General features: G+C 71.5%; 16 protein-coding genes. 9 read left to right on the top strand and 7 right to left on the bottom strand.

The window, feature by feature from the left end:
* A complete protein-coding gene (locus KJK29_RS35695) occupies positions 1 to 1,494 on the top strand; it encodes a tripartite tricarboxylate transporter permease (protein ID WP_215123319.1) in 1,494 nt (497 codons plus the stop codon).
* Between the two features lie 56 nt (positions 1,495 to 1,550).
* Here the strand turns inward: KJK29_RS35695 and KJK29_RS35690 are convergent, their stop codons facing one another.
* The 5 genes from KJK29_RS35690 to KJK29_RS35670 are packed head-to-tail and all read right to left on the bottom strand — an operon-like array spanning position 1,551 to position 8,032.
* Entirely contained in the window at positions 1,551 to 3,479 is a 1,929-nt protein-coding gene (locus KJK29_RS35690; RefSeq protein WP_215123318.1) for a DUF2264 domain-containing protein, read from the bottom strand.
* A 22-nt stretch (positions 3,480 to 3,501) separates the two neighbouring features.
* A complete protein-coding gene (locus KJK29_RS35685; RefSeq protein WP_370869182.1) occupies positions 3,502 to 4,569 on the bottom strand; it encodes a LacI family DNA-binding transcriptional regulator in 1,068 nt (355 codons plus the stop codon).
* A gap of 31 nt (positions 4,570 to 4,600) precedes the next feature.
* A complete protein-coding gene (locus KJK29_RS35680) occupies positions 4,601 to 6,250 on the bottom strand; it encodes an extracellular solute-binding protein (protein WP_215123317.1) in 1,650 nt (549 codons plus the stop codon).
* A gap of 43 nt (positions 6,251 to 6,293) precedes the next feature.
* Entirely contained in the window at positions 6,294 to 7,181 is an 888-nt protein-coding gene (locus KJK29_RS35675; protein ID WP_215123316.1) for a carbohydrate ABC transporter permease, read from the bottom strand.
* Positions 7,178 to 8,032 carry an ABC transporter permease gene (locus KJK29_RS35670; RefSeq protein ID WP_215123315.1) on the bottom strand — a complete coding sequence of 285 codons (855 nt, stop codon included), beginning with the start codon at positions 8,030 to 8,032 and terminating at the stop codon, positions 7,178 to 7,180. The genes KJK29_RS35675 and KJK29_RS35670 overlap by 4 nt, the downstream gene beginning before the upstream one ends.
* A 301-nt stretch (positions 8,033 to 8,333) precedes the next feature.
* On the opposite strand from KJK29_RS35670, the gene KJK29_RS35665 reads away from it, so the two are divergent.
* From KJK29_RS35665 to KJK29_RS35655, 3 genes are read left to right on the top strand one after another with little or no spacing between them, the layout of a single operon-like run.
* Positions 8,334 to 11,573 carry a CHAT domain-containing protein gene (locus tag KJK29_RS35665; protein ID WP_215123314.1) on the top strand — a complete coding sequence of 1,080 codons (3,240 nt, stop codon included), beginning with the start codon at positions 8,334 to 8,336 and terminating at the stop codon, positions 11,571 to 11,573.
* A gap of 4 nt (positions 11,574 to 11,577) precedes the next feature.
* The gene (locus tag KJK29_RS35660) at positions 11,578 to 12,201 is read left to right on the top strand and encodes a DUF6338 family protein (protein WP_215123313.1); all 624 of its coding nucleotides are present in this window, start codon (positions 11,578 to 11,580) and stop codon (positions 12,199 to 12,201) included.
* A complete protein-coding gene (locus tag KJK29_RS35655) occupies positions 12,198 to 12,383 on the top strand; it encodes a hypothetical protein (protein WP_215123312.1) in 186 nt (61 codons plus the stop codon). The genes KJK29_RS35660 and KJK29_RS35655 overlap by 4 nt, the downstream gene beginning before the upstream one ends.
* Positions 12,384 to 12,391: 8 nt before the next feature.
* On the opposite strand, the gene KJK29_RS35650 is transcribed toward KJK29_RS35655, so the two are convergent.
* Positions 12,392 to 13,276: a MerR family transcriptional regulator gene (locus tag KJK29_RS35650; RefSeq protein ID WP_215123311.1), complete on the bottom strand. Its 885-nt coding sequence runs from the start codon at positions 13,274 to 13,276 to the stop codon at positions 12,392 to 12,394.
* Positions 13,277 to 13,499: 223 nt separating this feature from the next.
* Between KJK29_RS35650 and KJK29_RS35645 the strand changes: the two genes are divergently transcribed.
* The 3 genes from KJK29_RS35645 to KJK29_RS35635 all read left to right on the top strand — a co-directional run bounded on the left by KJK29_RS35645 (position 13,500) and on the right by KJK29_RS35635 (position 17,719).
* A complete protein-coding gene (locus tag KJK29_RS35645; protein WP_215123310.1) occupies positions 13,500 to 14,609 on the top strand; it encodes a GDSL-type esterase/lipase family protein in 1,110 nt (369 codons plus the stop codon).
* 50 nt (positions 14,610 to 14,659) lie between these two features.
* Positions 14,660 to 16,291, top strand: coding sequence for a cellulase family glycosylhydrolase (locus KJK29_RS35640; protein ID WP_215123309.1), 1,632 nt, complete (start codon positions 14,660 to 14,662; stop codon positions 16,289 to 16,291).
* A 276-nt stretch (positions 16,292 to 16,567) separates the two neighbouring features.
* Entirely contained in the window at positions 16,568 to 17,719 is a 1,152-nt protein-coding gene (locus KJK29_RS35635; RefSeq protein WP_370869181.1) for an acyltransferase family protein, read from the top strand.
* A gap of 18 nt (positions 17,720 to 17,737) precedes the next feature.
* On the opposite strand, the gene KJK29_RS35630 is transcribed toward KJK29_RS35635, so the two are convergent.
* On the bottom strand, positions 17,738 to 19,843 hold the full coding sequence (locus tag KJK29_RS35630) for an alpha-galactosidase (protein WP_215124568.1): 2,106 nt from the start codon (positions 19,841 to 19,843) through the stop codon (positions 17,738 to 17,740).
* Positions 19,844 to 19,976: 133 nt separating this feature from the next.
* Here KJK29_RS35630 and KJK29_RS35625 point away from each other — a divergent pair, with 133 nt between their 5' ends.
* Positions 19,977 to 21,014: a LacI family DNA-binding transcriptional regulator gene (locus KJK29_RS35625; protein ID WP_215123308.1), complete on the top strand. Its 1,038-nt coding sequence runs from the start codon at positions 19,977 to 19,979 to the stop codon at positions 21,012 to 21,014.
* 72 nt (positions 21,015 to 21,086) lie between these two features.
* Positions 21,087 to 22,418 carry an ABC transporter substrate-binding protein gene (locus tag KJK29_RS35620; RefSeq protein ID WP_215123307.1) on the top strand — a complete coding sequence of 444 codons (1,332 nt, stop codon included), beginning with the start codon at positions 21,087 to 21,089 and terminating at the stop codon, positions 22,416 to 22,418.

Below are 22,418 nucleotides of genomic sequence, written 5' to 3'. Positions count from 1 at the left end.
ATGGATGCCTTCAACTCCCTTCTGGACGGCTTCGGTACGGCCCTCACGCCGATCAACCTCCTGTGGGCCGTCATCGGTGTGCTGCTGGGCACGGCGATCGGCGTGCTGCCGGGCATCGGCCCGGCGATGGCGGTCGCGCTGCTGCTGCCGGTGACGTACGGGCTCGACCCGATCGGCGCGTTCATCATGTTCGCCGGCATCTACTACGGCGCGATGTTCGGCGGTTCGACCACCTCCATCCTGCTCAACACGCCCGGTGAGAGCGCGGCGGTGGTGGCGGCCATGGAGGGCAACCCCATGGCCAAGTCCGGGCGCGGCGCCCAGGCCCTCGCGGCGGCCGCCGTCGGGCACTTCGCGGGCGGTCTGATCGGCACGCTCCTGCTGGTGGCGCTCGCGCCGACGGTCGCCAAGCTCGCCGTGGACATCGGCGCGCCGGACTACTTCGCCATCATGGTGCTGGCGTTCATCGCGGTGACCTCGGTGCTGGGATCGTCCCGCATCCGCGGCCTCGCCTCCCTGCTCATCGGTCTCACCCTGGGCCTGGTGGGCCTGGACCAGATGACCGGCCAGCAGCGTCTGACGTTCGGCTCGCTCCAACTGGCCGACGGTATCGACGTGGTGATCGTCGCTGTCGGACTCTTCGCGATCGGCGAGGCCCTGTGGGTCGCCGCCCATCTGCGGCGCAGGCCGCCGGAGCCGATCCCGGTCGGCCGGCCGTGGCTGGGGCGCGACGATGTGAACCGGACCTGGAAGTCATGGCTGCGCGGCCCGTTCATCGGCTTCCCGTTCGGCGCGATCCCGGCGGGCGGCGCCGAGATCCCCACCTTCCTGTCGTACGTGACGGAGAAGCGTCTGTCCAAGCACAAGGACGAGTGGGGCAAGGGCGCGATCGAGGGCGTCGCGGGGCCGGAGTCGGCGGCGTCCGCCTCGGCGGCGGGCACTCTGGTGTCGATGCTGACCCTGGGCCTGCCGACCACGGCCGTCGCGGCGGTCATGCTGGCCGCCTTCCAGCAGTACGGCATCCAGCCCGGCCCGCTGCTCTTCGAGCGCGAACCCGACCTGGTCTGGGGCCTGATCGCCTCCCTGTTCGTCGGCATGGTGCTGCTCCTCGCCCTCAACCTGCCGCTGGCGCCGGTGTGGGCGAAGCTGCTGCGCATTCCGCGGCCGTACCTCTACGCCGGGATCATGTTCTTCGCGGCGGTCGGCGCGTACGCGGTCGGCGGCGAGGTGATCGACCTGGTGATCCTGCTGATCATCGGCCTGATCGGCTTCGGCATGCGCCGCTACGGCCTGCCGGTGCTCCCCGCCGTCATCGGCGTCATCCTCGGCCCGAACGCCGAGCAGCAACTCCGGCGTGCCCTCCAGATCAGCGACGGCAGCGTGACGGGCCTGGTCAACACACCGTTCGCGGTGACCGTGTACGCGGTGATCCTGGTGCTGCTGGCGTGGCCGATGCTGGCGAAGGCGGTGAGGCGGGGGCGCGTGGAGGCCTGACGCGCTTCAGGTCCTGAGGGCGTGGCTCACCATCCGGGCCACGCCCTCTCGGCATGTCACGGCGCGACCGACTCCCGCGTGCCGTCCGGGAACCGGATCTCCACTCCCCCGTCGCCCCCGGCCCGTACGCGGGTCCCCTCGACCTGGGCGTGCACCGCGGGGTCGGCACTGAGTACGACCAGTGTCACGAGGAGGTGGGTGCCGCCGGGGTGGGACGGCAGGGTCAGAACGGGCGTCGCCGAGTGGTGGCCGTACGCGTTGCCGCCCACTGCCGCTACGACCGTGCCCTCGTCGTCGCTCCAGCCGTGCAGGCCGACGAGCGCGCTGGTCAGGCCGTCCGTGCGCCGGGCCAGGGCCAGGCCCGGGCCGGTGCGGGGCGTCGGGGGCGTGGTGTCGTCGGCCACGGCCCAGCCGCCCTCGCGCACGGGCGTGCCGGGGGGCGCGTCGACGCGGTGCACTCGGACCTCCCAAGGGCCGTGCACCACGCTGACCGTCTCGATGCGGTGGCCTTCGCCGCTGCCCGGGAGGAGGGCTCGGTGCCAGGAGGCGGCCCGGGCGCCCTCGATGCCGAGGGGGTGGATACGGCCGCGCGGGGTCGGTGTGCCGTCGGGGGCGAGCAGGGCGATGTGCTGGTCGGGGCCCGTGTGCGGGGCCGGAGGGGTCTCGGGTGCCGTGGCACTGGAGTAGGCCAGCCGGGCGTAGTGCGGGCTGTCCTGGGCCTCGGCGGGTGGAGGCGGCAGGCGGTCGCTGCCGTGGTTGACGAGCCGTACGATCCCGTCGGCCGCGGTGGAGTGCAGCAGCCAGCCCGGGGCGGGTAACGCGAGGCGTACGTCGGCCGATTCGACGGGGCCGGGTTCCTCGGGCGCCGTCCACACAGGGTGGTCGGTGGGCAGGAGCAGGCCGAGGAAGGCCTTGCTCGCCCAGTACGGGGAGGCCGGGCCCGAGTATCGCTGGGTGACGGGCAGGAAGGGGCCGTACCAGCCGAGCGTGAGCAGCCCCTGCTCGTCGGGCACGCCCCGCTCGGCGAAGTGCTTCAGCGCGCCGGAGGCGAGGCGGCGCGTGCGGCCCGGCGGCAGCGGAGTGGCGTCGGCGAGGACACCCGCCCACAGGGGCGCGGTCGTGGCGAATCGGTAGGTGAGCGAGCGGCCTTGATGGACGGGCCCACCGTCGGCGCCGAAGAAGTGCTGATGATCGTGGAGGAATCTCCGAAGGCGTGCGCGGTGAGCCGTGACCGGCCCCGGGTCGGCGCGCGGTCCGGCGATACGGGCCCAGAGCACCGGATACAGGTGCAGGGCCCAGGCGTTGTAGTAGTCGAACTTGCGGCCGTCGCCGTCGGTGTACCAGCCGTCGCCCCGGTACCAGTCCTCCAGGCGTGCCAGCCCGTCCTCGATCTCCCGGCGGCTGTGCGGGGCGCCGACGGAGGCGAGGAACTCCTCGGCGATGACCTGGAACAGCCGCCAGTTGGAGTCGTTGACGACGGCTCCGACGAAGCCGCCCAGCCAGTCGGCGATCCGCTGCCGTACCCGGTCGTCGAGCCGGTCCCAGATCCACGGACGGGTCTCGTGCAGGGCGATCGCGAGGGACGCGGCCTCGACCATGGGCTGGCCCCGGTCGGTGATGGGCGGCCAGCGGTCGGGGCCGCGCGGGTCGGTGCCCGCGGCGAGCCCGGCCGCGTACCGGTCGATGAGACCCGGATGGTGTCCGCCCGAGCCGGCGATACGGAAGGCCGCCAGCAGGAAGGAGCGGGCGAAGCCCTCGAGGCCGTCCGACCAGGGCCCGGAGTGGCTGGGCGGCCCGGGGAGCCGGTACTGGGCCAGGCCCGGCGAGGCGTAGGGCAGCAGGGCGTCCAGGAGGCGGTCGGCGATCGCCTCCCAGTGGGCGCGGGTCCAGCCGGTCAAGGGTGAGGTCAGCGGGTCGGGGGGCGGCAGTTGGGGAAGGTGGGGGAAGGGCGTCGGGCCGGGGAGCGACACGTGCGGCGCGCTCATACGGGTACGGTTCCTCCGTTGGTCACAGGGCACGCCCGGGCGGGGGCGCGCCGACGCTGTCGCGGACGACGATGTGGGTGCCGAGCAGATGGTGGGCCCCGGCGGCGTGCTCGGGGTCGCGCAGCGCGATGCGCACGGCGGCGCGGCCGAGTTCCTCGGCGGGGGTGCGGACGGTGGTGAGCGGCGGATTGAAGTCCTCGGCGAGCGGGATGTCGTTGTAGCCGACGACGGAGATGTCGCCGGGGACGCTCAGTCCGCTCTCGGCGATCGCCCGCAGGACACCGGCGGCGACCATGTCGTCCCCGGCGAAGACGGCCGTGAACTCCCGTGTCCGCTTGAGGAGTTCGGTCATGGCGCGATGCCCCGGGGCGCGGCCGAGTCCGCAGTCGACGACGTGGGCGGCCTCGGGCGGCAGCCCGTGCTCGGCGAGGGCGGCGCGGTAGCCGGCGACACGGGCGTCCAGGGCGGTGTTGCCGGGCAGCCCGCCGAGAAAGACGATCCGGCGATGCCCGGCCGAGAGCAGATGGGCGGTGACAGCGCGGGCCCCGGCCTCGTTGTCGAACTCCACGACGAGCGCCGGGATCTCCGGGTCGGGCGCGGGCCGCCCGCAGAGCACGAGCCGGGCTCCGGAGGAGTCCAGGGCGTGGGCGTAGTGGGCGACGCGCTCGCGGTAGGCGTCGTCCTCGACGACCCCGCCGACCAGGATCACCAGCCGGGCGCCCTCCTCCCGCATGAGCCGCACGAAGTCCATCTCGCGCTGGGCGTCCCCGCCGGTGGCGCCGACCACGCAGAGCCAGCCGCGGTCGGCGGCCTCCGCCTCCACGCCCTCGGCGACCTGGGCGTAGAAGGGGCTGGTGACCTGGCGGACCACGACGGCGGCCATCTTGCGGCCGCCGCCGACCAGGGCGCGGGCGTGCGCGTTGGCCACGTAGTCGAGGTCGCGGGCCGCGCGCAGGACGCGGGCCCGGGTCGCGGCGGGCACCGGGTGGTTGCCGCTGAGCGCGCGGGAGGCGGTGGCGGTCGACACGCCCGCCCGCTCGGCGACCTCGCGGATCGTGACCCGCCCCTTGGACACCATGTCGTTCCCCATCCCCCGCGTCTCCTCTTCCGCCCACCGCTGTTCAGGTGTTGGCCTCGTGGTCCTTCGCGTACTCCTCGGCCATTCTGTCGCCGCCCCGGCTCCGCCACTTCTTCACCGTCGCGTCCCACTCGGACAGCGGCAGCCGCCCGGCGATGATCCCGGTGGCGGTGTCGTCGAGGAGGGTCTTGAGGGTGGCGCCCTGGGAGTTGTTCGTCGCGGACTGCAGCCCGAACGAGGCGTTGCGTACGGCGTGCGGTACGACCTCGCCCTGCCAGGTGTGCAGGGCCCGAACGGCGTCGGGCATGCCGGGCACGAACAGCACCTGGGGGCCTTCGGCGAGGTACTTCAGCGGCAGGTTGGTGTTGTTCTCCACCTCGCCGAGCTTGGTGTACTCGGGCGAGCCGTCCTTGGCGCGGGTGAAGTGGACGCCCTCGACGCCGTAGTGGACGAGTTCCCACTCCGCGCTGCCGAAGGGCGCGGCGAGGTAGTCGAGGACGCGCAGGAGGAGTTCGACGCGCTCCTTCTTCGCCTGCTTCAGGATCGTGTAGCCGAAGGAGCGGCGAGCGGCGACGATTCCGCCGGGTTCGCCGCCGACGCTGTACGGGAGGGCGGCCGCCGGGCTCATCTTGCCCTGGGACTCACGGTACTTGGGCAGGTAGGCGCCGAACCCGTCCTGCATGGAACCGACGGTGCCGTTGTAGTAGAGGGTCGTCAGGTCGATCTGCGAGATGGACGTGGCGTCGGGGTGGTAGGAACCGTTCTTGCGCAGCTGGGCCTGGAACGCGATCGCCGCCTTGTACCGTTCGTCGGCCGCCCCCGCGAGGAAGGTGCCGTCGTCGGTGACGGCCCAGCCCTGGGGCGCGTTGTGGGCGGCTCCGTGGTAGGCGTTGCCGAACAGGGACTGGGCGGCGGCGCCCAGCATGTACGTCTTGCCGCGGGTGCCCCGCCGTGCCACGGCGGTGAAGTCCTCGGTCGTCCAGCCCTCCTTCATGCCCGCGTCGGCGAACATGTCCTGGTTGATCCAGAGGGTCGACCCGGGCAGCGGGCGCTCCAGCGGGATGCCGTAGATCCGTCCGCCGATGCGGCCCATGTCGCGCCAGGCATGGGTGGGGATATTGGCGAGGTTCGGGTAGTCGGTGATGGCGTCGCCGGACAGATACGGGGTGAGGTCCTGGGCGCGGCGCTGCACGAACTGTGCCTCGCGGGGCAGGGTGAAGCCGGAGAACATGTTGATGACGTCGGGCAGGGCGTCGGCGTCGCCGGCCATGACCGTCGCCATCTTCTTCTGGTAGTCGGCCTGGGAGATGATCGTGTACTCGATCTTCACGCCGAGGGCCTTCTCCACGGCCGCCCAGAACCGGTTCGCCGAGGCGGGCTTGGGCGGTGTGCCGAACGAGACGGTCATGACACGGACGGTGGAGCCGTCGCCCGGGGTGCGGGAGACCGACTTGGCCAGGTCGGAGGGGTAGGACGTGTACCCGGCCTGGACGCCCTCCTCGGTCGGGGCGAGATCCGGCTTCGGTCCGGTGGCGGGGCGGTGGGCCGGCCAGGGGGCGAGCTTCTTCCCGGCGTTGGAGACGTCGCCGTCGCCGGAACCCGAGGAACAGGCGGTCAGCAGACCGGGGACGGAGACGGCGGCACCACCGGCGGCCACGGAACGCAGCAGGGTACGTCGGGACATGCTGGGCATGGGTGAATCACCTCGTGTCGGCTTGAGTCGGCTCTTGCCTGAGTCAGCTCTTGATGGCGCCGGTGAGCACGCCCTTGGTGAAGTACTTCTGCAGGAACGGGTAGACCAGCAGGATCGGCACGGTGGCGATCACGAGCACCGCCATCTGCACGGTCTGCGGAGCGGTCACGGTCGCCTCGCCGGTCGTCGCGTCGGTGAGCCCGGCCCCGGCCACCACATAGGTGCGCAGCACCTGCTGGAGCGGCCAGTGGTCGCTCTCCAGGTACAGCGAGGCGTAGAACCAGGAGTTCCAGTAGGCGACGGCGTAGAACAGGCCGACGACGGCGAGCGCGGCCTTGGACAGCGGCAGCACCACCGACACCAGCACCCGCCAGTCCCCCGCCCCGTCCAGCCGTGCCGCCTCGTACAGCTCCTCCGGGATCGACTGGAAGAAGCCGCGCAGCACGACCAGGTTGAACACGTTGACCAGGACGGGCAGGACGAGCGAGGCGTACGAGTCGAGCAGGCCGAGTTCCTTGACGAGCAGGAAGCTCGGGATCATGCCGGGCGGGAAGAGGAACGTGAACAGCACCAGCAGCAGCACCGGTTTGCCGCCGAAGACGCCCGGGCGGGACAGCGCGTAGGCCAGGGTCACCGTGCAGACGAGGCTGAGCAGGGTGCCGACGATCGTCACGCCCGCGCTGACGCCGAGGGCGTGGGTGACGATGCCGCCGTCGAAGATGTCACGGTAGGCGTCGAGCGTGGGCTCGCTGGGCCACAGCACCCAGCCGCCGTTGTCGACGACCTCCCGGGTGGAGGCCAGGGACGTCGACACGATCACCAGGAACGGCACGCACACCAGCAGCACGACCGTGGCCAGGGCGAGCGCCTTCGCGGTCTGGGTGAGCGGCCGGGGCTTCTCCATCCACCCGGGCCGGGCGGACGCGCTCATCGGTAGACCCCCTGTTCGCCGAGCCGGTGGGCGGCCTTGTTGGCCGCGTAGACGAGGAGGGCGCCGACGAGCCCCTTGAACAGGCCGGCGGCCGCCGCGAAACCGTAGTCGCCGCCGACGATGCCCTGGTAGTAGACGAAGGTGTCGATGACCTCGGCGGTCTCCGGTCCGACCGCGTCGCGCTGCAGCAGCATCTGCTCGAAGCCGACGGAGAGAATGTCGCCGAGCCGCATGATGAGCAGCAGCACCACGACCGGGCGGATGGCGGGCAGGGTGACGTGCCAGAAGCGCCGCCAGGGTCCGGCGCCGTCGATGGCGGCCGCCTCGTACTGCTGCTCGTCGACCTGGGCGAGCGCGGCGAGGAAGATGATCGTGCCCCAGCCGGCGTCCTTCCAGATGACCTGGGCGACGACGAGCGGCCGGAAGGCGTCGGGGTTGCCGATGATGTCGACGGTGTGCAGACCGGCCCCGCTCAGGCCGCTGTTGAGCAGGCCGGTGTCCCCGAGCACCTGCTGGAACAGCGCGACGACGATCACCCACGAGATGAAGTGCGGCAGATACGCCACCGACTGCACGAACCGGCGCACCGAGCTCCAGGTGAGGGTGTGCAGCAGCAGGGCGAGACCGAGCGGCACCGGGAAGTAGAAGACGAGCTGGAGGACGGCGATCCAGAGGGTGTTGAGGACCGAGTCCCAGAACGCCGCGTCCTCGAACATGCGCTGGAAGTTGCCGAGCCCCACCCAGGGGCTGCCCAGGAGACCGTCGAACGGCACGTACTCCTTGAACGCGATGACGTTCCCGGCGAGGGCGCCGTAGTGGAACAGCAGGAAGTAGGCGACACCGGGCAGCATGAGCAGGAAAAGCGTCCGGCTCTGAAAACCTTTACGCTCACGCCGCACTCCGTCGGGACCGGGGTGGGAAGGACTCACCCCCTTCGCACCTGCTCGTTCCCGTAACTCGGTTGCCACGGCTCCCCCTCACCTCGGCCTGTCCGGTGAAGGGAAGTTAAAACGCTTTCACGACTCGGTCAACACTTCTGACAGAGCCGGGACTTCACGCCGAGAGTGATCGAACGACGTTCGAACCTATAGTGGTGATGACTGAGTGTGATGAATCGACTACACACGCTCCACGCGGGCGACGGGGGAACAAGTGCTGCCGCAAGACGCTCTGTTCGAGGCGGTCATGCGCCGCCGGGCACGTGACGGCGCGCCCGAGCGCTGGCGCGAGGCCCTCGCAGGCTCCGCCGCCCCGCCCTTGCGGTTGCGGTGGGCCCGCCGGTCCAACCTGTTCGCCATGATCACGCCGCCGGTCGCGGTGCCGCTGCTGCCGACGCTGCCCGCGCCGCTCTTCCCGCTCGCCATGGTCTGCGCCGTACTGATCTCGCTGCGAATGGCACTGAGCACCTGGGCCACCCGGGAGTTGCTCCGTCCGGCTCTCCTGCGACGGCGGCTGCGTCCGCTCGCCGTCGTCCCCGCCGTCGCGGTCGCGGCCACCCCGCCCGGCGAGTGGCTCGCGGACGTCTGGTCCTCCGTCCCGGTGCTGACCGGTGTCGGAGGAGGCGTGCTGCTGGCAGGCGCCACCGTCATCGGGCTGGCCCTCGCCGCATCGGCCCCTCATGTGCCGTCGAAGGGAGGGCAGTTGCTGCTGCGGGCGCCGCGCGTCGTCCTCGGTCGGGGCAGCATGATGTTCCTGCTCGCCGGGGTGTTCCAGCCCCGCCGTGAACTGCTGGTCGCCACGGTCTTCGTCCTCGCCGTGGAAGTCCTCGCGGCCTGGGCCATGGGCCGAGTGGACCGAAGCCTCCTGTGGCGGCCCGCATGGGCCCGCCTGCGCGGCGGCAGCGGTCCCGCCTACGACTCCGCACTCGCGTCCTGGGCCTTCGACCGCGTCCTGGCCCGGCCGATCGGGCCCGACTACCGGGCCGTCGTCGCGCTGACGACGTACGCCTGGCAGTCCTACCGCGGCGCGCTGACCGAGAAGACGCGGGACGTCCGGACGGACTTCCTGCTGCACGAGGGCGCGCAGGAGACCTTGGAGTGGTTGATCCTGGCCGACAACGCTCTGCTCGCCGTGGAGATGAACGCCGACGCCGTGCTGCGGGGAGCCAGGCCCTCGATGCTGCGCGCCCACCTCACGGCCACCGTCCTCGTACAGGCCACCGCAGTCGTGACCTGGGGCAATCTCGACCGGCCGGAAGAGGCCCACGAGGAGGCGCGGGGCGCGGCACAGGACTTCGGGCTGCTCGGCAAGCCTCAGTGGGCGGAGCTGTACCGGGTGTGCGCCGCCGCGGTGAGCGCACGGCGCGGGGACAACCCCAACCGGGCGGCGGCCGAACTGCGTGCCCTGCTGCGCGAGCGCACGGCGGCCGGACGGCACGACGGACCGGCCCAGCACAACGCGATTCTGACGGCCGCCATGGTGGCCCACCACGTCACCATGCGGGAGGAGGCACTCGAACTGCTCGCCTCCCTCCGGGGTCTGCCGGCGGACGGGGGTCTCGCCGACCTGGAGACCGACGGCATGACGCCCTGGGTCGCGGGCGCGCTGTGGGACGCCGCCGTCTACGACGTGAACCGCTACTTCGTCGAACGCGACCTCCGGGAAGCGTCGGGCGGGCCGTCGTACTTCCGGACCGCCCAGTCGACCAAGGGGGTGGAGTTGACGCCCGGTACCGGCAGACGGCTGACCGAGGACGTCGCGGAGGTGAGGACGCCGCCAGGTGAGGGACCGGCCGATGTGACGCGTCGCGCCCTCGTGGTGCTGGAAAGGATCATCGAGCGCTACGGCCCGGACCAGCCCGGGACCCGCATCGAGCGGCAGCACATGAGCGCGGCGGAGAGCATGATGGCGCTCGGCGAATCGGTGCACGCCCTGGACCGGTTGCACGACCAGATCGACCGGAGTCTGCGCTCGATGGGCAAGACGCCCGCCCCACGCTCCCCTGCCCCGCCGGGGCCGTCCGGCCTCGCCGCCAAACGTCTCTACGCCGGCGAGACGCTGCGCCTGCTGCTGTCCGACCCGGACACGGACAGCGGACTGCGGAAGGCGTTCAGCCACACCGAGAACGTACGGGCCATGAAACTCAGTGCCGAACTGGCCCGGCGCACCATGGCCGATGGGCCGAAAGCTCCGCCTTCGTCCCTGTACCAGCGACAGGACCGGCACGCCTCTCCGGCTCGGGCCGTGCTGACCCCGCAAGCCATCGCCCGGGCCCGGACAGGCAGCCTGGGGCACGCGGAGCTGAACCGGCAACGCGGCGTGTCGGAGTTCGGCCAGGTGAGCGAGTTGCTCGCCACGATCGGCCCGGAGACGCTCCTCATGGCGTACTGGCACGACGAGGACGAAACGCTCGTCTTCCTGCTGCGCGCCGACGACTCGGCTCCCCGACTCGTCACCATCGCCCACACCCCGGCGGACCATGCCGCACTGCGCGACGCCCTCAGGGGCATCGAACCGGACGACCGGCACCTCGCGCCGACCCCGTGGGACACGCCCTTCCGTCCCTTGGTGGAGGCGGCGGTCCGCCACAGCCGCCCCGGGGAGACGGTGTGGCTGGTGCCCGACGGGCTCCTCCACCACGTGCCCCTGCACGCCGTCGGACTGCCCGACGGCGGGGCCCTGAGCGACCGCAACCCGGTGTGCTTCTCGCCGAGCGCCTCCCTGATGCGACTCTGCCTGGGCGACGCCGAACCGCCCGCCACCCCCGCCTCCGCCCTGCTCATCGCGGACCGCACCTCCGAAGACGCCCTGGTCTTCGCCTCCCTGGAGACCCACGCCGTCACCGCGCACCTCCCCGACGCCACCACCGTGTCCGGAAAGCGCCAACTGCTCGCGCAGTTGTCCGCCCGCCCGTACGACGTGCTCCACCTGGCCTGCCACGGAGAGTTCCGGCCCGGCCGGCATGAGACGTCCGCCGTCGTCCTGGGCCGCGACGAGAGGCTGACCGCGTACGACGTGGTGGATCTGCGGCTGCGCGTCGGGCTGGTCACGATCGGCGCCTGCGAGAGCGGCTTGGGCTCCCTCGACCTCGCCGAGGAACGCTTCGGGCTGGTACGCGCCTTCCTCCAGGCGGGCGCGAGGTCCGTGCTGGCCACGCTCTGGAAGGTGGACGACCTGTCGGCGGCCCTGCTGCTGGACGACTTCTACGCCCGGCTGAGCCGAGGTGTCGCCCGGGCCGAGGCACTGCGGCAGGCCCAGCTCGCCCTACGCCGGACCCCCGCGCGGGCGGTGCGGCAGTACTGCCTGTCCAAGCGGCCCCTGGTCGTGGCCCCGGAGGAGCGGGCAGAACTGGACCAGGTCCTCTCCGGCCTCGACGAACTGCCCCCGGACCGGCTCGTCTTCGACGACCCCTACCACTGGGCGCCGTTCCAGTTGTACGGCGACTGGAGGTGACCGCGTGCCCACGACCTTCGTCCAGCTCGCTGTCGTGATCGTCGCCGTACTGCCGGGCGTGACCTACCAGTTCACCCGGGAACACGCCCGCGGCCCGTCCGTGCGGCACGCCGACCTCGGCGAGCGGCTGCTGCGGGCCCTCGCCGCCTCCCTCGTCCTGGACATCGCCTACGTCCTGGTCTTCGGGAGGGTGCTCACCGACCGACTGCCCCTGTCGGCGGCACGGTGGGAGAAGCTCTCCGCGTCCCCGCGTCCGGCCGCCGTGCTCGCGCTGCTGCTGCTCATCGTCGTCCCGGCCGCCGCCGCGTGCGCGGTGTCGCTGTGGCAGCGCCGGGGCCGCCCGGCCCGGTACGTCGCCGCCCCCTCTGCCTGGGACCACGTCTTCGCCGGCCTGGGGCCGTGCTTCCTCCGCGCCCGCCTCAAGAGCGGTTCCTGGGTGGGCGGTTGGTACGGGGCGGGCTCCTACGCGTCCTCCCACCCCGCCTCCACCTACGACCTGTTCCTGGAGTCGGCCTGGCGGCTCGCCCCCGACGGCAGGTTCCTGTCGAGGGTGGACCGGACCCAGGGTCTCTACATCCGTCTCGACGACATCGAAGTACTGGAATTCCTCACCTCGGAGCAGCGATGAACGACGGCATCTTCCGGTCCCGGCCCCGTGGTTACCGGCCGCGCGCGGTACAGGCCGAGCCCACCACGCCCCCACCCGGCGCGGCCGGTCCGAGCGCTCCCGACGCACCGCTCGAACAGGACGACGAGGCGACCACGACAGACCCGCCGGGTCTCGACGACACATCGGGCGCATCCGCCTAGGCCGCGTCCTAGGTAGTGGGTGAGTCTTGGGCGGACAGTTCTTCCGCCAGTTCCATACAGCGCTGGCGGGCCGGGGAGAAGTCGTACGGCATCTTGCGGGTGGCTTCGAACACGCTCATGGAGTCGGCCTCGCCCTCGCCGTCATCGGCGGTGGCAGGGTGCACAGTGTCCCAGGCATCGAAGAGGGCATCGTCGTCCTCACCCAGGCCGGACTCCTCGATGACGGCCTGCAGGGCGGTTTCGAAGGCATGCCGCTCGACGGCCACTTGAGCCACCCGTGGATCATCGACGGCGACGCTGTCATCGAGCGCCTCCTCGGCGTCATCGATGCGGTCGGAATCCTCCCGCAGAGCGGGATGCGTGGCCAGGACTACGAAGCGGGTGGCCTGGACGGCCGCGCCGAGCGGGCCGAAGATCCGCTCGGTGACCAGCAGACTGTCCAGGTCCGCCTGACGCAGGGAGCCCTCGGGCAGGCTCTTGAGGCGTTCGGTGACGAAGTCGGAGAGCAGGCCCATCCGGCTGCCCTCGGTGCGCATCCGCTGCACGGCGGTCCGTTGACGCCGCAATTCCGCCTCCTGCTCGGCGAGGGTCTCCTCCAACCGCTCCAGGATGCCCGCGATCCCTTCTCCGCTGTCCGCACGGGCGGAAGCGGTGCCGGTGGTGAAGGCGTCACGGATGTCGTCCAGGGCGATACCGGCGTCGGCCATCTTGCGAATCCACAGCAAGCGGATCATGTCCTCGTACCCGTAGCGGCGGCGGTCGTCGCCGCCCCGCTCAGGCTCGGGGAGGAGGCCGATCTCGTGGTAATGGCGAATCGCCCGTGGCGTGCTGCCGACGAAGGCCGCCGCGTCCCCGATCTTGACCTGACGGGGTGGCATGAAAGACGAACGCATGAGCAGGGACCTTTCCTCAAGGCATCGGCACGTAAGTCCACCGGACCACATGCCGCTACGGAAGGTGCAACCCCCTGCACACCGCGCCGCGACCTGAACCGCCGCCTCGAACCGAACCCACCCTCAAGTGGTCGGCCCGGCCCGCCCACCTCTTGACGCGTCAATGACAACAGTGGCTTGATGTCATGGGAGCGCTCCCACCTCACCCAGGGAAGGGACCACCATGCGCAGAACCGCCCGCTCGTCCCCGCACTTACGGATCGTCACGGTTCTCGGCCTCCTGGCCACCCTGCTCCTCCCCCTCGGCCTGACCGTCGCACCCCGAGCGACGGCCGCCCCGGCCGCGGACCCCGTCCGCGTCATGCCGCTCGGCGACTCGATCACCGGCTCGCCGGGCTGCTGGCGGGCGGTGTTGTGGAACCGGCTGGTGAACAGCGGCTACAAGGACATCGACTTCGTCGGCACCCTCCCCACGCAGGGGTGCGGGCAGGCGCACGACGGCGACAACGAGGGTCACGGCGGCGAGTTGGTGACGAACGTCGCCGACCAGAACCTGCTGCCGGGGAGGCTGGCCGCCACCCGCCCGGACATCGTTGTCATGCACTTCGGCACGAACGACGTGTGGAGCAGCATCGCCCCCGACCGCATCCTCGCCGCCTACACCAAGCTCGTGGCGCAGATGCGGGCCTCCGATCCGGACATGCGGGTCCTCGTCGCGCAGCTCATCCCGATGAACCCGGGCAGTTGCGCGGCCTGTGCGCAGCGCGTCGTCGACTTCAACGCGGCGATTCCCGCCTGGGCGCGGGCGACCAGCACCGACCGTTCCCCGGTCACGGTGGTCGACCAGTGGACGGGGTTCAGCACGGCCGCCGACACCTATGACGGCGTGCACCCCAACGCCTCCGGCGACGACAAGATCGCCGCCCGCTGGTACCCGGCCCTGGCGGCCGTCCTCGACGGGGGCGTCCCGCAGGACCCGGGTGATCCCGGTGACCCCGGCGAGGAACCCGGGGCCTGCACCGCGCGGTTCCGGGCCGTCTCCTCCTGGCAGGGCGGCTATCAGGGCGAGGTGACGGTGACGAACGCGTCCGCCTCCGCCGCCTCGGGCTGGACCGCGACCGTCGTACCGGCGGGCGGCGCGCGTCTCACCCAGGTCTGGAACGGCACCCACACGACGGCCGCCGACGGCACGGCCACCGTCACGAACGCGGCGTGGAACGGCGCACTGGCCCCCGGTGCGAGCGCCACGTTCGGCTTTGTCGCCACCGCACCGGCAACGGCCGGGACCCCGGCGGCGACCGTCACGTGCACGGCGAAGACCCCGGCCGCCTGACACCCGGCGCGGGCCCGACTGTCCGTCAACTCCTCTTCTCTGGAGCCGCTATGAGATCTCGCACCGCATCCGTCCCACGAGTGGCCGGAGTGGCCGCCGCCCTCCTGGGACTTCTGCTCTCCTTACTCTCTTTCAGCACTCCGGCACAGGCCGCCGCCACCGGCCTGCGTATCGAGAACGGCCGTCTCGTGGAGGCCTCCGGGAACGACTTCGTGATGCGCGGCGTCAACCACGCCCACACCTGGTACCCGGGTGAGACGCAGTCGCTGGCCGACGTCAAGTCGCTGGGCTCCAACACCGTCCGCGTCGTCCTCTCCGACGGGCACCGCTGGACCAAGAACAGCGCGCAGGACGTGGCGAGTGTCATCGCCCGGTGCAAGGCCAACCGGCTCATCTGCGTGCTGGAGGTGCACGACACCACCGGCTACGGGGAGGAGTCCGCGGCCGGGACCCTCGACCACGCCGCCGACTACTGGATCGGACTGAAAGAGGTGCTCGCCGGTCAAGAGGACTACGTCATCATCAACATCGGCAACGAGCCCTGGGGCAACACCAATCCCGCGGGGTGGACCAATCCCACCATCGCCGCCGTCAAGAAGCTGCGCAACGCCGGATTCGCGCACACGATCATGGTGGACGCGCCCAACTGGGGCCAGGACTGGCAGGGCGTGATGCGCGCCAACGCCAAGTCCGTCTACGACGCCGACCCCACCGGCAACCTGATCTTCTCGATCCACATGTACAGCGTCTACGACACCGCCCAGGAGATCACCGACTATCTGAACGCCTTCGTCAACGCCAAACTCCCCATCCTCATCGGCGAGTTCGGAGGACCGGCGGACCAGTACGGCGACCCCGACGAGGACACCATGATGGCCGTGGCCCAACAGCTGCGGCTCGGCTACCTGGCCTGGTCCTGGAGCGGCAACACCGACCCGATCCTCGACCTGGCGATCGAGTTCGACCGCACGCGGCTCAGTTCCTGGGGTCAGCGCGTCTTCAACGGCGCCAACGGCATCGCCGCGACCTCGAAGGAAGCCACGGTCTTCTCCTCGGGCGGCGGTGACACCACTCCCCCGACGGCTCCCGGCACACCGACCGCCTCGGAGGTGACCTCGTCGTCCGTGAAGCTGGCCTGGTCCGCCGCCACGGACGCCACCGGCGTCACGGGCTATGACGTCGTCCGGGTCAGTGGCGCGACCGAGACCACCGCCACCACCACGACGGGCACCTCCGCCACCGTCACCGGCCTCTCCCCGTCCACCTCCCACACCTTCGCCGTCTACGCCCGTGACGCCGCGGGCAACAAGTCGCCCCGCTCGGCCACGGTGACGGTCACGACCTCCCCCGGCGGCTCACCGTCGGCCTGCGGTGTCGGCTACCGGGTGACGAGCAGCTGGCCCGGCGGCTTCCAGGGCGAGATCGTCCTGCGCAACACCGGCACGTCGGCGATCAACGGCTGGACGCTGCGCTGGGCCTTCCCGGACAGCCAGCGCGTCACCAACCTCTGGGGCGGTACGGCGACGCAGAGCGGCTCCGCGGTCAGCGTCGCGGCCGCCTCGTACACGGCGACGATCCCCGCGGCGGGCTCGGTCACCCTCGGCTTCACGGCCACCCGTGGGTCCGCGAACCCCAGTCCCACGGCGTTCACGCTGAACGGCAACGCCTGCTCGGTGAGCTGACACGCCGCGTGCGACGGTGCCGGCACGCTTCCCGGCGTCCGGCGTGGCGGCATCGTCGCCGTGGCTGTGGCTGTGGCTGTGACCGTCGCCGTGGCTGCGGCTGCGGCTGCGGCTGCGGCTGCGGCTGTGATCCATACGACATCGCACCGGAAAGCGGTTTACCGCGCCCCGCAGCGGTGAGGCGGCGGGGATGTCTCACCGGCACCCCACTGCCGTATCTCCGGCAAGATGCGCCCGCGCCCGTTCCGGTTCCCCCCACCGTGTGCGGGAGGCGCGATGAGCGAGGACACCCTGCGCATGCGCGCCGTCGCGCCGGCCGACGGCGGGCGGGGACGGAAGGACGCCTCCGAGGCCGCCGCCCCCGCGCAGCGGTCCGGGCAGCGGGACGCGTTCTTCGACAACGCCAAGTATCTGGCGATCGTGCTGGTGGCCATGGGGCACTCCTGGGAGCCGTTGCGGGACGGCAGCCGGGCGGCGAGCGCCCTGTACATGGTGGTGTACGCCTTCCACATGCCGGCGTTCATCATCATCTCCGGCTACTTCTCGCGCTCCTTCGACGCCGCCCCGGGGCGGATCAGACGTCTGATCACCGGGCTGGCCGTGCCGTATGTCGTCTTCGAGACGGCGTACACCCTGTTCACCCGGTGGACCGACCAGGAGCCCGACCGGCCGATCAGCCTGCTGGACCCGCTCTATCTGACCTGGTTCCTGGTGGCGCTGTTCGTCTGGCGGCTGACCACGCCGGTGTGGCGGCATGTGCGGTGGCCGCTGCCGGTCGCGCTCGCCATCGCGATGCTGGCGACGCTCTCGCCGGACATCGGCAACGACCTCGATCTGCAGCGCACCCTGCAGTTCCTGCCGTACTTCGTCCTCGGCCTGTGCCTGAAGCCGGAGCACTTCCGGCTGGTGCGCCGCCGCAAGGTGCGCATCCTCGCCGTGCCGGTCTTCGCCGCCGCCCTGGCCGTGGCCTACTGGGCGGTGCCGCGGATGACGGGCGCCTGGTTCTACCACCGCGACAGCGCGGAGGAACTCGCGGCGCCCTCCTGGTCCGGGCCCCTCATGACGCTGGTGATCTTCGGCTGCTCGCTGGTCCTGGTCGCCTGCTTCCTCTCCTGGGTACCGGGACGCCACGCCTGGTTCACGGTTCTGGGCGCGGGCACGCTGTACGGCTATCTGCTGCACGGCTTCGTCGCCCAGGGCTCCAAGTTCTGGGGCTGGTACGACCCGGCGTGGATCCACGGGCCCCTGGGCGCAATCGTCGTCACGGCCGTCGCCGCCGTCGTCGTGACCGCGCTGTGCACCCCGCCGGTACAGCGGCTGTTCCGCTGGGTGATGGAGCCGGACATGGCATGGGCGTTCCGCCGTGACGCCCGCGATCAGGCCCGGGAACGCAACGCGGCACGCGAGCGGGCTGCCGTTCGGGAGTGACGCGCGGCGCCGCCCCGCCTAGTCGTCCTGCGTGAGCCGGATCAGCAACGCCCCGGGCGTGCGCGGCACCGTCACCGACAGCACGTCCCCCTGCCACACCGCCCGGCCGGCCCCGGCCATGGTCGGGTGCAGGACCTCCGCCCGGACGGCCCGGCCCGCGAGGTGCCGTAGGGGGACGCGTAGTTCGGCCGGTCCGCCGCGGCGCCAGACCGAGAGGTAGGCCGTGCGGTCGCCGGGGCCCCTGAGGCCCAGGGCCAGCCACTCGTCCGTCCAGCCGGGCAGGCCGAGCGGCCAGAAGGGCAGGGCCCGGGCGAGGTCGCCGCGGATCGACTTGTAGACCGTGACCGCGTCCCGTACGAGGGCCAGTTGGTGCTCGGACATGCGGTTGAGGTGGCCCGAGAGGTGGATGCGGCCGAGCAGGGCCCCGCCCAGGGTCCAGGTGATCAGGTCGTCGTCGAACCCGGGCTGTGGGTAGGCCCAGACGGCGCCCTGCTCGGGCGGGACCGCGCTCGGCGCTGCGGCGGCGATGGGCGCGTAGCGCAGCGGGTCCTGCTGGTCGCTGGTGGACTGAAGCTGGGCGACGGCCAGGGTGGCGCCGTCCATGCGCATGCCGCCCGAGGCGCAGTTCTCGACGACGAGGCCGGGGTGGCGGTCCAGGACGGCGGAGAGCCAGTCGAGGTACGCGTGGGCGTGGCCGAGGAGGCCCGCTCCCGGTGCGAGGTCGCCGGGTGCCTGGGTGCCCGGGTCGACCAGGATGTTGTAGTCGAGCTTGAGATAGCCCACGCCCCAGTCGCCGACGATCCGGTCGACCGTCTTGTCGAGGTGGGCCCGGGCGGCCGGATGCCGCAGGTCGAGCTGGTGACGGCCCTGTTCGGTCAGGCGTACGCCGTCGCGCTGGAAGAACGCCTCTGGGGGGAGTTCGGACGCGACGGGGCTGCGCACACCGACGACCTCCGGCTCCAGCCACAGCCCGGGCACCATGCCGCGCTCCCTGATCCGGTCCAGGACCGCCTGGATGCCGCCGTCGGGGAAGCGGCGCGGCGAGGGCTGCCAGGCGCCGACGCTGTCCCACCAGCCTCGGGTGTCGTCGTCGTACCAGCCCGAGTCGATGCAGAAGTACTCCGCGCCTGCGTCGGCGGCGGCGTCGATCAGCGGCAGGAGTTTGGCCGTGGTCGGGTCGCCCATGAGGGTGTTCATGTAGTCGTTGAAGACGACGGGGAGGGCGGTGTGGTCCGGGTGGGGGCGGCGGATCGCCCGGCGGTAGGAGGTGAGGGCGCCCATCGCGGTGTCGAGTCCGGAGCCGAGTGCGAGGGCCCCTGGGACGGTGGTGAACTCCTCGGCCGGTGCGAGCCGGAGCCGCCACTGGTGCTCCGCGTCCGTGGGGCCGTTCAGGGCCAGGTAGGTGCCGTGGGCGCGTTGGCCGACGTCCCAGCGCCAGCCGGCCGGGGACTCCACCTGCCACACCCAGGCCCGGCCGCCGTCCCGCTCGGTCAGCGCCCCCATGGCCAGATGGCCGTCGGTGGGCCAGCTGCCGCGCCCGGTGAGGGCGAGGGCGGCCCGGCTGTCGTGCTCGTGGACGTCCATGTTGATGTCGGCGACGGCGGCGCGCAGCGGCTCGGCGTACCAGCGGCACTCGGCGAGCCAGTCGTTGCGGGCGCGGTGGACGTCGAGGGCGTCCGGTGAGGGCAGACCGCCGAGCAGCAGGCTGCTGACGGACTGGACGACCAGGGGCTCCCCGCCCTCGTTGCGCAGCCGGACGCGGGAGCGCAGGACGGGCAGGCCGGTGGGTGACGTCAGCTCGGCGAACGCCGTCAACCCGGTGGCCGGGTCGTGGAGTTCGACGGTCAGCCAGTCCCAGCCGTCGCGGCTGCCCGTGCGGTGGGCCCGGTAGGCGAGCCGTGCGCCGAAGGCCGTGCCCGTGAAGCGGGGGCCGGACCAGCCGCTTCCGTGGCCGAGGGCGGTGAGCTCCACGAGCGGGAGCGCGGAGTCAGGGGCGGCGGGACCTTCGCCGTCGGGCCCGGCCAGTTCGACCAGGCTCAGGGTCCCGTCGGCGGCGACGGCGAACCGTGCCCGGAGGGTCTCATGTCCCCAAGTGAAGTCGTTCTGCCGCTGGTTGGAGGCCATGTGCGCCGCTTCCGCCGTGCCGGTCAAGGTGCTCCCCCTCCTGACCCCGCCCCGTTCTCCGGGAGCGGAGGTCCGCGTGAATCCCTCGTTACGGTCTCTTGACGACCCAAGTGTGACCGGTCACAATCCTCGCATGAATGTGACCGGTCACACAAGGCGCCCGGCGAGCATCAGGGACGTCGCGACCGCGGCGGGGGTCTCCTATCAGACGGTCTCTCGGGTGATCAACGGCCATCCGAGCGTCCGGCCGTCCACCCGGGATCGGGTGCTCGCCGCCATCGACGAACTGGGCTTCCGTCGCAACGCGACCGCCCTCGCCCTGGCCAGCGGACGCAGCCGGGCCGTGACCGTGCTGACCGCGAACACCACCCACTACGGCTACGCCTCGATCCTCCAGGGCATCGAGGAGGCCGCCCGCGCCGCGTCGTACGCGGTCGGGATCGGGGTGCTGGAGTCCGCCGACGACGCGGCCGTGGCCGCGGAGGTGCAGCGCGCGGCGGACGCGGGCGGCGGGCTCATCGTGATCGCCTACGATCCGGCCGGTGTCCGGGCGCTGGGAGCCGTGCCCGCGACGCTGCCGGTGGTCGGCGTGGTCGAGACCCCGGCGAGTCCGCCCGGCGGCGACCTCCCGTGGGTGTGGACCGACGACCGCGAGGCCGCCTACCAGGCGACCCGGCATCTGCTCTCCCTCGGCCACGAGACCGTGCACTATGTCGCCATCCCGTCCAGCACGCGCCGCACCAGCGCCCGCACCAGCGGCTGGCGGCAGGCGCTGAAGGAGGCCGGTGCCCAGGAGCCCCGCCCCGTACAGGGCAGTTGGGGACCGGCGGGCGGCCACGCGGCCGGGCTGAAGCTGGCGGGCGACCCGTCCGTCACGGCGATCCTGTGCGGCAACGACGATCTCGCGCTCGGCGTGCTCCGCGCCCTGCACGAGGCCGGCCGCTCGGTACCGGGCGAGGTCAGCGTGGCCGGTTTCGACGACGCCCCGCACTCCGCCTTCCTCACCCCGTCCCTGACGACCGTACGCCTGGACTTCACCGGCCTCGGGCGGTCCGCGTTCGCCCTGCTGCACGGGGTGCTGGAGGAGTCGGCGCAGGTCGCCCCGCACCCCGTGTCCGTACCCGAGCTGGTGGTGCGGGAGAGCTCGGGGCCACCGCCCGCCGGTCACTGAACACCGCACATCCGCCCAGCAGTTGTGAGTACCGCTTCCTGAACCGCACCGCCTGCTCCGGAAAGGCTCGTGATGAAGAGAAGAGTTCTCCCCGCCCTGGCACTGATATGTGCCGCCGGCCTGGCCGCCACCGCGTGCAGTGACCCGACCGCCGGGGACTCCGGCGACTCCGGTTCGGGCGGGAAGAAGGCGGAGGTCGACCCCACCGCCCGCCTCGACGGCGTGAAGCTGACCATGTGGACCGCGCAGAACACGGTGAACGCGCCCAAGCAGGTCATCGACGCCTTCGAGAAGGCCACCGGCGCCCAGGTCGACACCCAGGCCATCCCGGACCTCTACGAGCAGAACGTGCCGACGAAGCTGGCGTCCGGCGACCGCCCCGACCTGATGTTCTGGCAGCCCTCGATCTCCACCCTGCCGTTCATCCAGCCGAAGCAGAACCTCCTGACCCTGGACGGGGAGCCGTGGGAGGCCGAGCTCGGCGAGACCGAGAAGTCGCTCGGCATGATCGACGGCAAGCGGTACGCGGCGATCGTCACCAGCCCCGCCATGCTCGGCGTCTACTACAACAAGGACGTCTTCAAGCAGGCGGGCATCGCCGAGAAGGACTTCCCCACGTCCTACGACGACCTGCTCGCCCTCGGCCGCAAGGTCGTCGACAAGTCCGACGCCGCCGCCTTCTACGAGGCCGGCGGCGACAAGTGGCCGCTCCAGTGGCAGATGCAGGTCCAGCTCACCGACCTCGACCAGCAGTGGTGGGCCGATCTGAACACGGGCAAGAAGAAGTGGACCGACCCCGTCGTCGTCGGCGCCATCAAGAAGTACAAGGAGAAGCTGCTCGACGCAGGGCTCGCCCAGAAGAACTACCGGACGGGCACGTTCACCGGGCAGGCCGACGCCCTGTGGAAGGGCGAGGCCGGCATGGTCCTCAACGTCACCTCCTTCCAGAGCCAGTTGCAGGCCAAGTACTCCACCGCCGAGATCGACAAGAAGATCGGCTGGTTCCCGGTCGCCAACTCCTCGGCCACCGGGCTGTACTCGCCCGACCAGACCAACGGTGTCGTCGCCTTCAAGACCGGTGACGACAAGCGGCAGAACGCGGCCCGGCAGTTCCTCGCCTTCTGGCTGGGGCCGGACTACCCGGACTACATCAAGACGATGAAGATCCCGTCCGTGCAACCGGAGGTGCCCACCCCCGGCGGACTGCCCGAGACGTCCAAGGCCCAGGTGGCGGCCCTGCCCAAGGCCATCGGCGTATTCCAGGCCAAGGCGATCGTCGCCCCGGACACCCACCTCTACCTGGCCGACATGATCTTCGGCAAGAAGAGCCCGCAGCAGGTCGCGCAGGCGATCCAGGACCAGTTCGCACAGGTGGCCAAGGCCCAGGGCGCGCCCGGGTTCTGA

It is taken from the genome of Streptomyces koelreuteriae, from assembly GCF_018604545.1.
Lineage (GTDB): Bacteria > Actinomycetota > Actinomycetes > Streptomycetales > Streptomycetaceae > Streptomyces > Streptomyces koelreuteriae.
This window is presented reverse-complemented; position numbering and strand designations above follow the sequence as displayed.

Bases quoted from the DNA above. Each gene is read 5' to 3' on its own strand.
- KJK29_RS35695 (WP_215123319.1), top strand. From the start codon at position 1: ATGGATGCCTTCAACTCCCTTCTGGACGGCTTCGGTACGGCCCTCACG.
- KJK29_RS35690 (WP_215123318.1), bottom strand. From the start codon at position 3,479: ATGAGCGCGCCGCACGTGTCGCTCCCCGGCCCGACGCCCTTCCCCCAC.
- KJK29_RS35685 (WP_370869182.1), bottom strand. From the start codon at position 4,569: ATGGGGAACGACATGGTGTCCAAGGGGCGGGTCACGATCCGCGAGGTC.
- KJK29_RS35680 (WP_215123317.1), bottom strand. From the start codon at position 6,250: ATGCCCAGCATGTCCCGACGTACCCTGCTGCGTTCCGTGGCCGCCGGT.
- KJK29_RS35675 (WP_215123316.1), bottom strand. From the start codon at position 7,181: ATGAGCGCGTCCGCCCGGCCCGGGTGGATGGAGAAGCCCCGGCCGCTC.
- KJK29_RS35670 (WP_215123315.1), bottom strand. From the start codon at position 8,032: ATGCTGCCCGGTGTCGCCTACTTCCTGCTGTTCCACTACGGCGCCCTC.
- KJK29_RS35655 (WP_215123312.1), top strand. From the start codon at position 12,198: ATGAACGACGGCATCTTCCGGTCCCGGCCCCGTGGTTACCGGCCGCGC.
- KJK29_RS35650 (WP_215123311.1), bottom strand. From the start codon at position 13,276: ATGCGTTCGTCTTTCATGCCACCCCGTCAGGTCAAGATCGGGGACGCG.
- KJK29_RS35645 (WP_215123310.1), top strand. From the start codon at position 13,500: ATGCGCAGAACCGCCCGCTCGTCCCCGCACTTACGGATCGTCACGGTT.
- KJK29_RS35640 (WP_215123309.1), top strand. From the start codon at position 14,660: ATGAGATCTCGCACCGCATCCGTCCCACGAGTGGCCGGAGTGGCCGCC.
- KJK29_RS35635 (WP_370869181.1), top strand. From the start codon at position 16,568: ATGAGCGAGGACACCCTGCGCATGCGCGCCGTCGCGCCGGCCGACGGC.
- KJK29_RS35630 (WP_215124568.1), bottom strand. From the start codon at position 19,843: ATGGCCTCCAACCAGCGGCAGAACGACTTCACTTGGGGACATGAGACC.
- KJK29_RS35625 (WP_215123308.1), top strand. From the start codon at position 19,977: ATGAATGTGACCGGTCACACAAGGCGCCCGGCGAGCATCAGGGACGTC.
- KJK29_RS35620 (WP_215123307.1), top strand. From the start codon at position 21,087: ATGAAGAGAAGAGTTCTCCCCGCCCTGGCACTGATATGTGCCGCCGGC.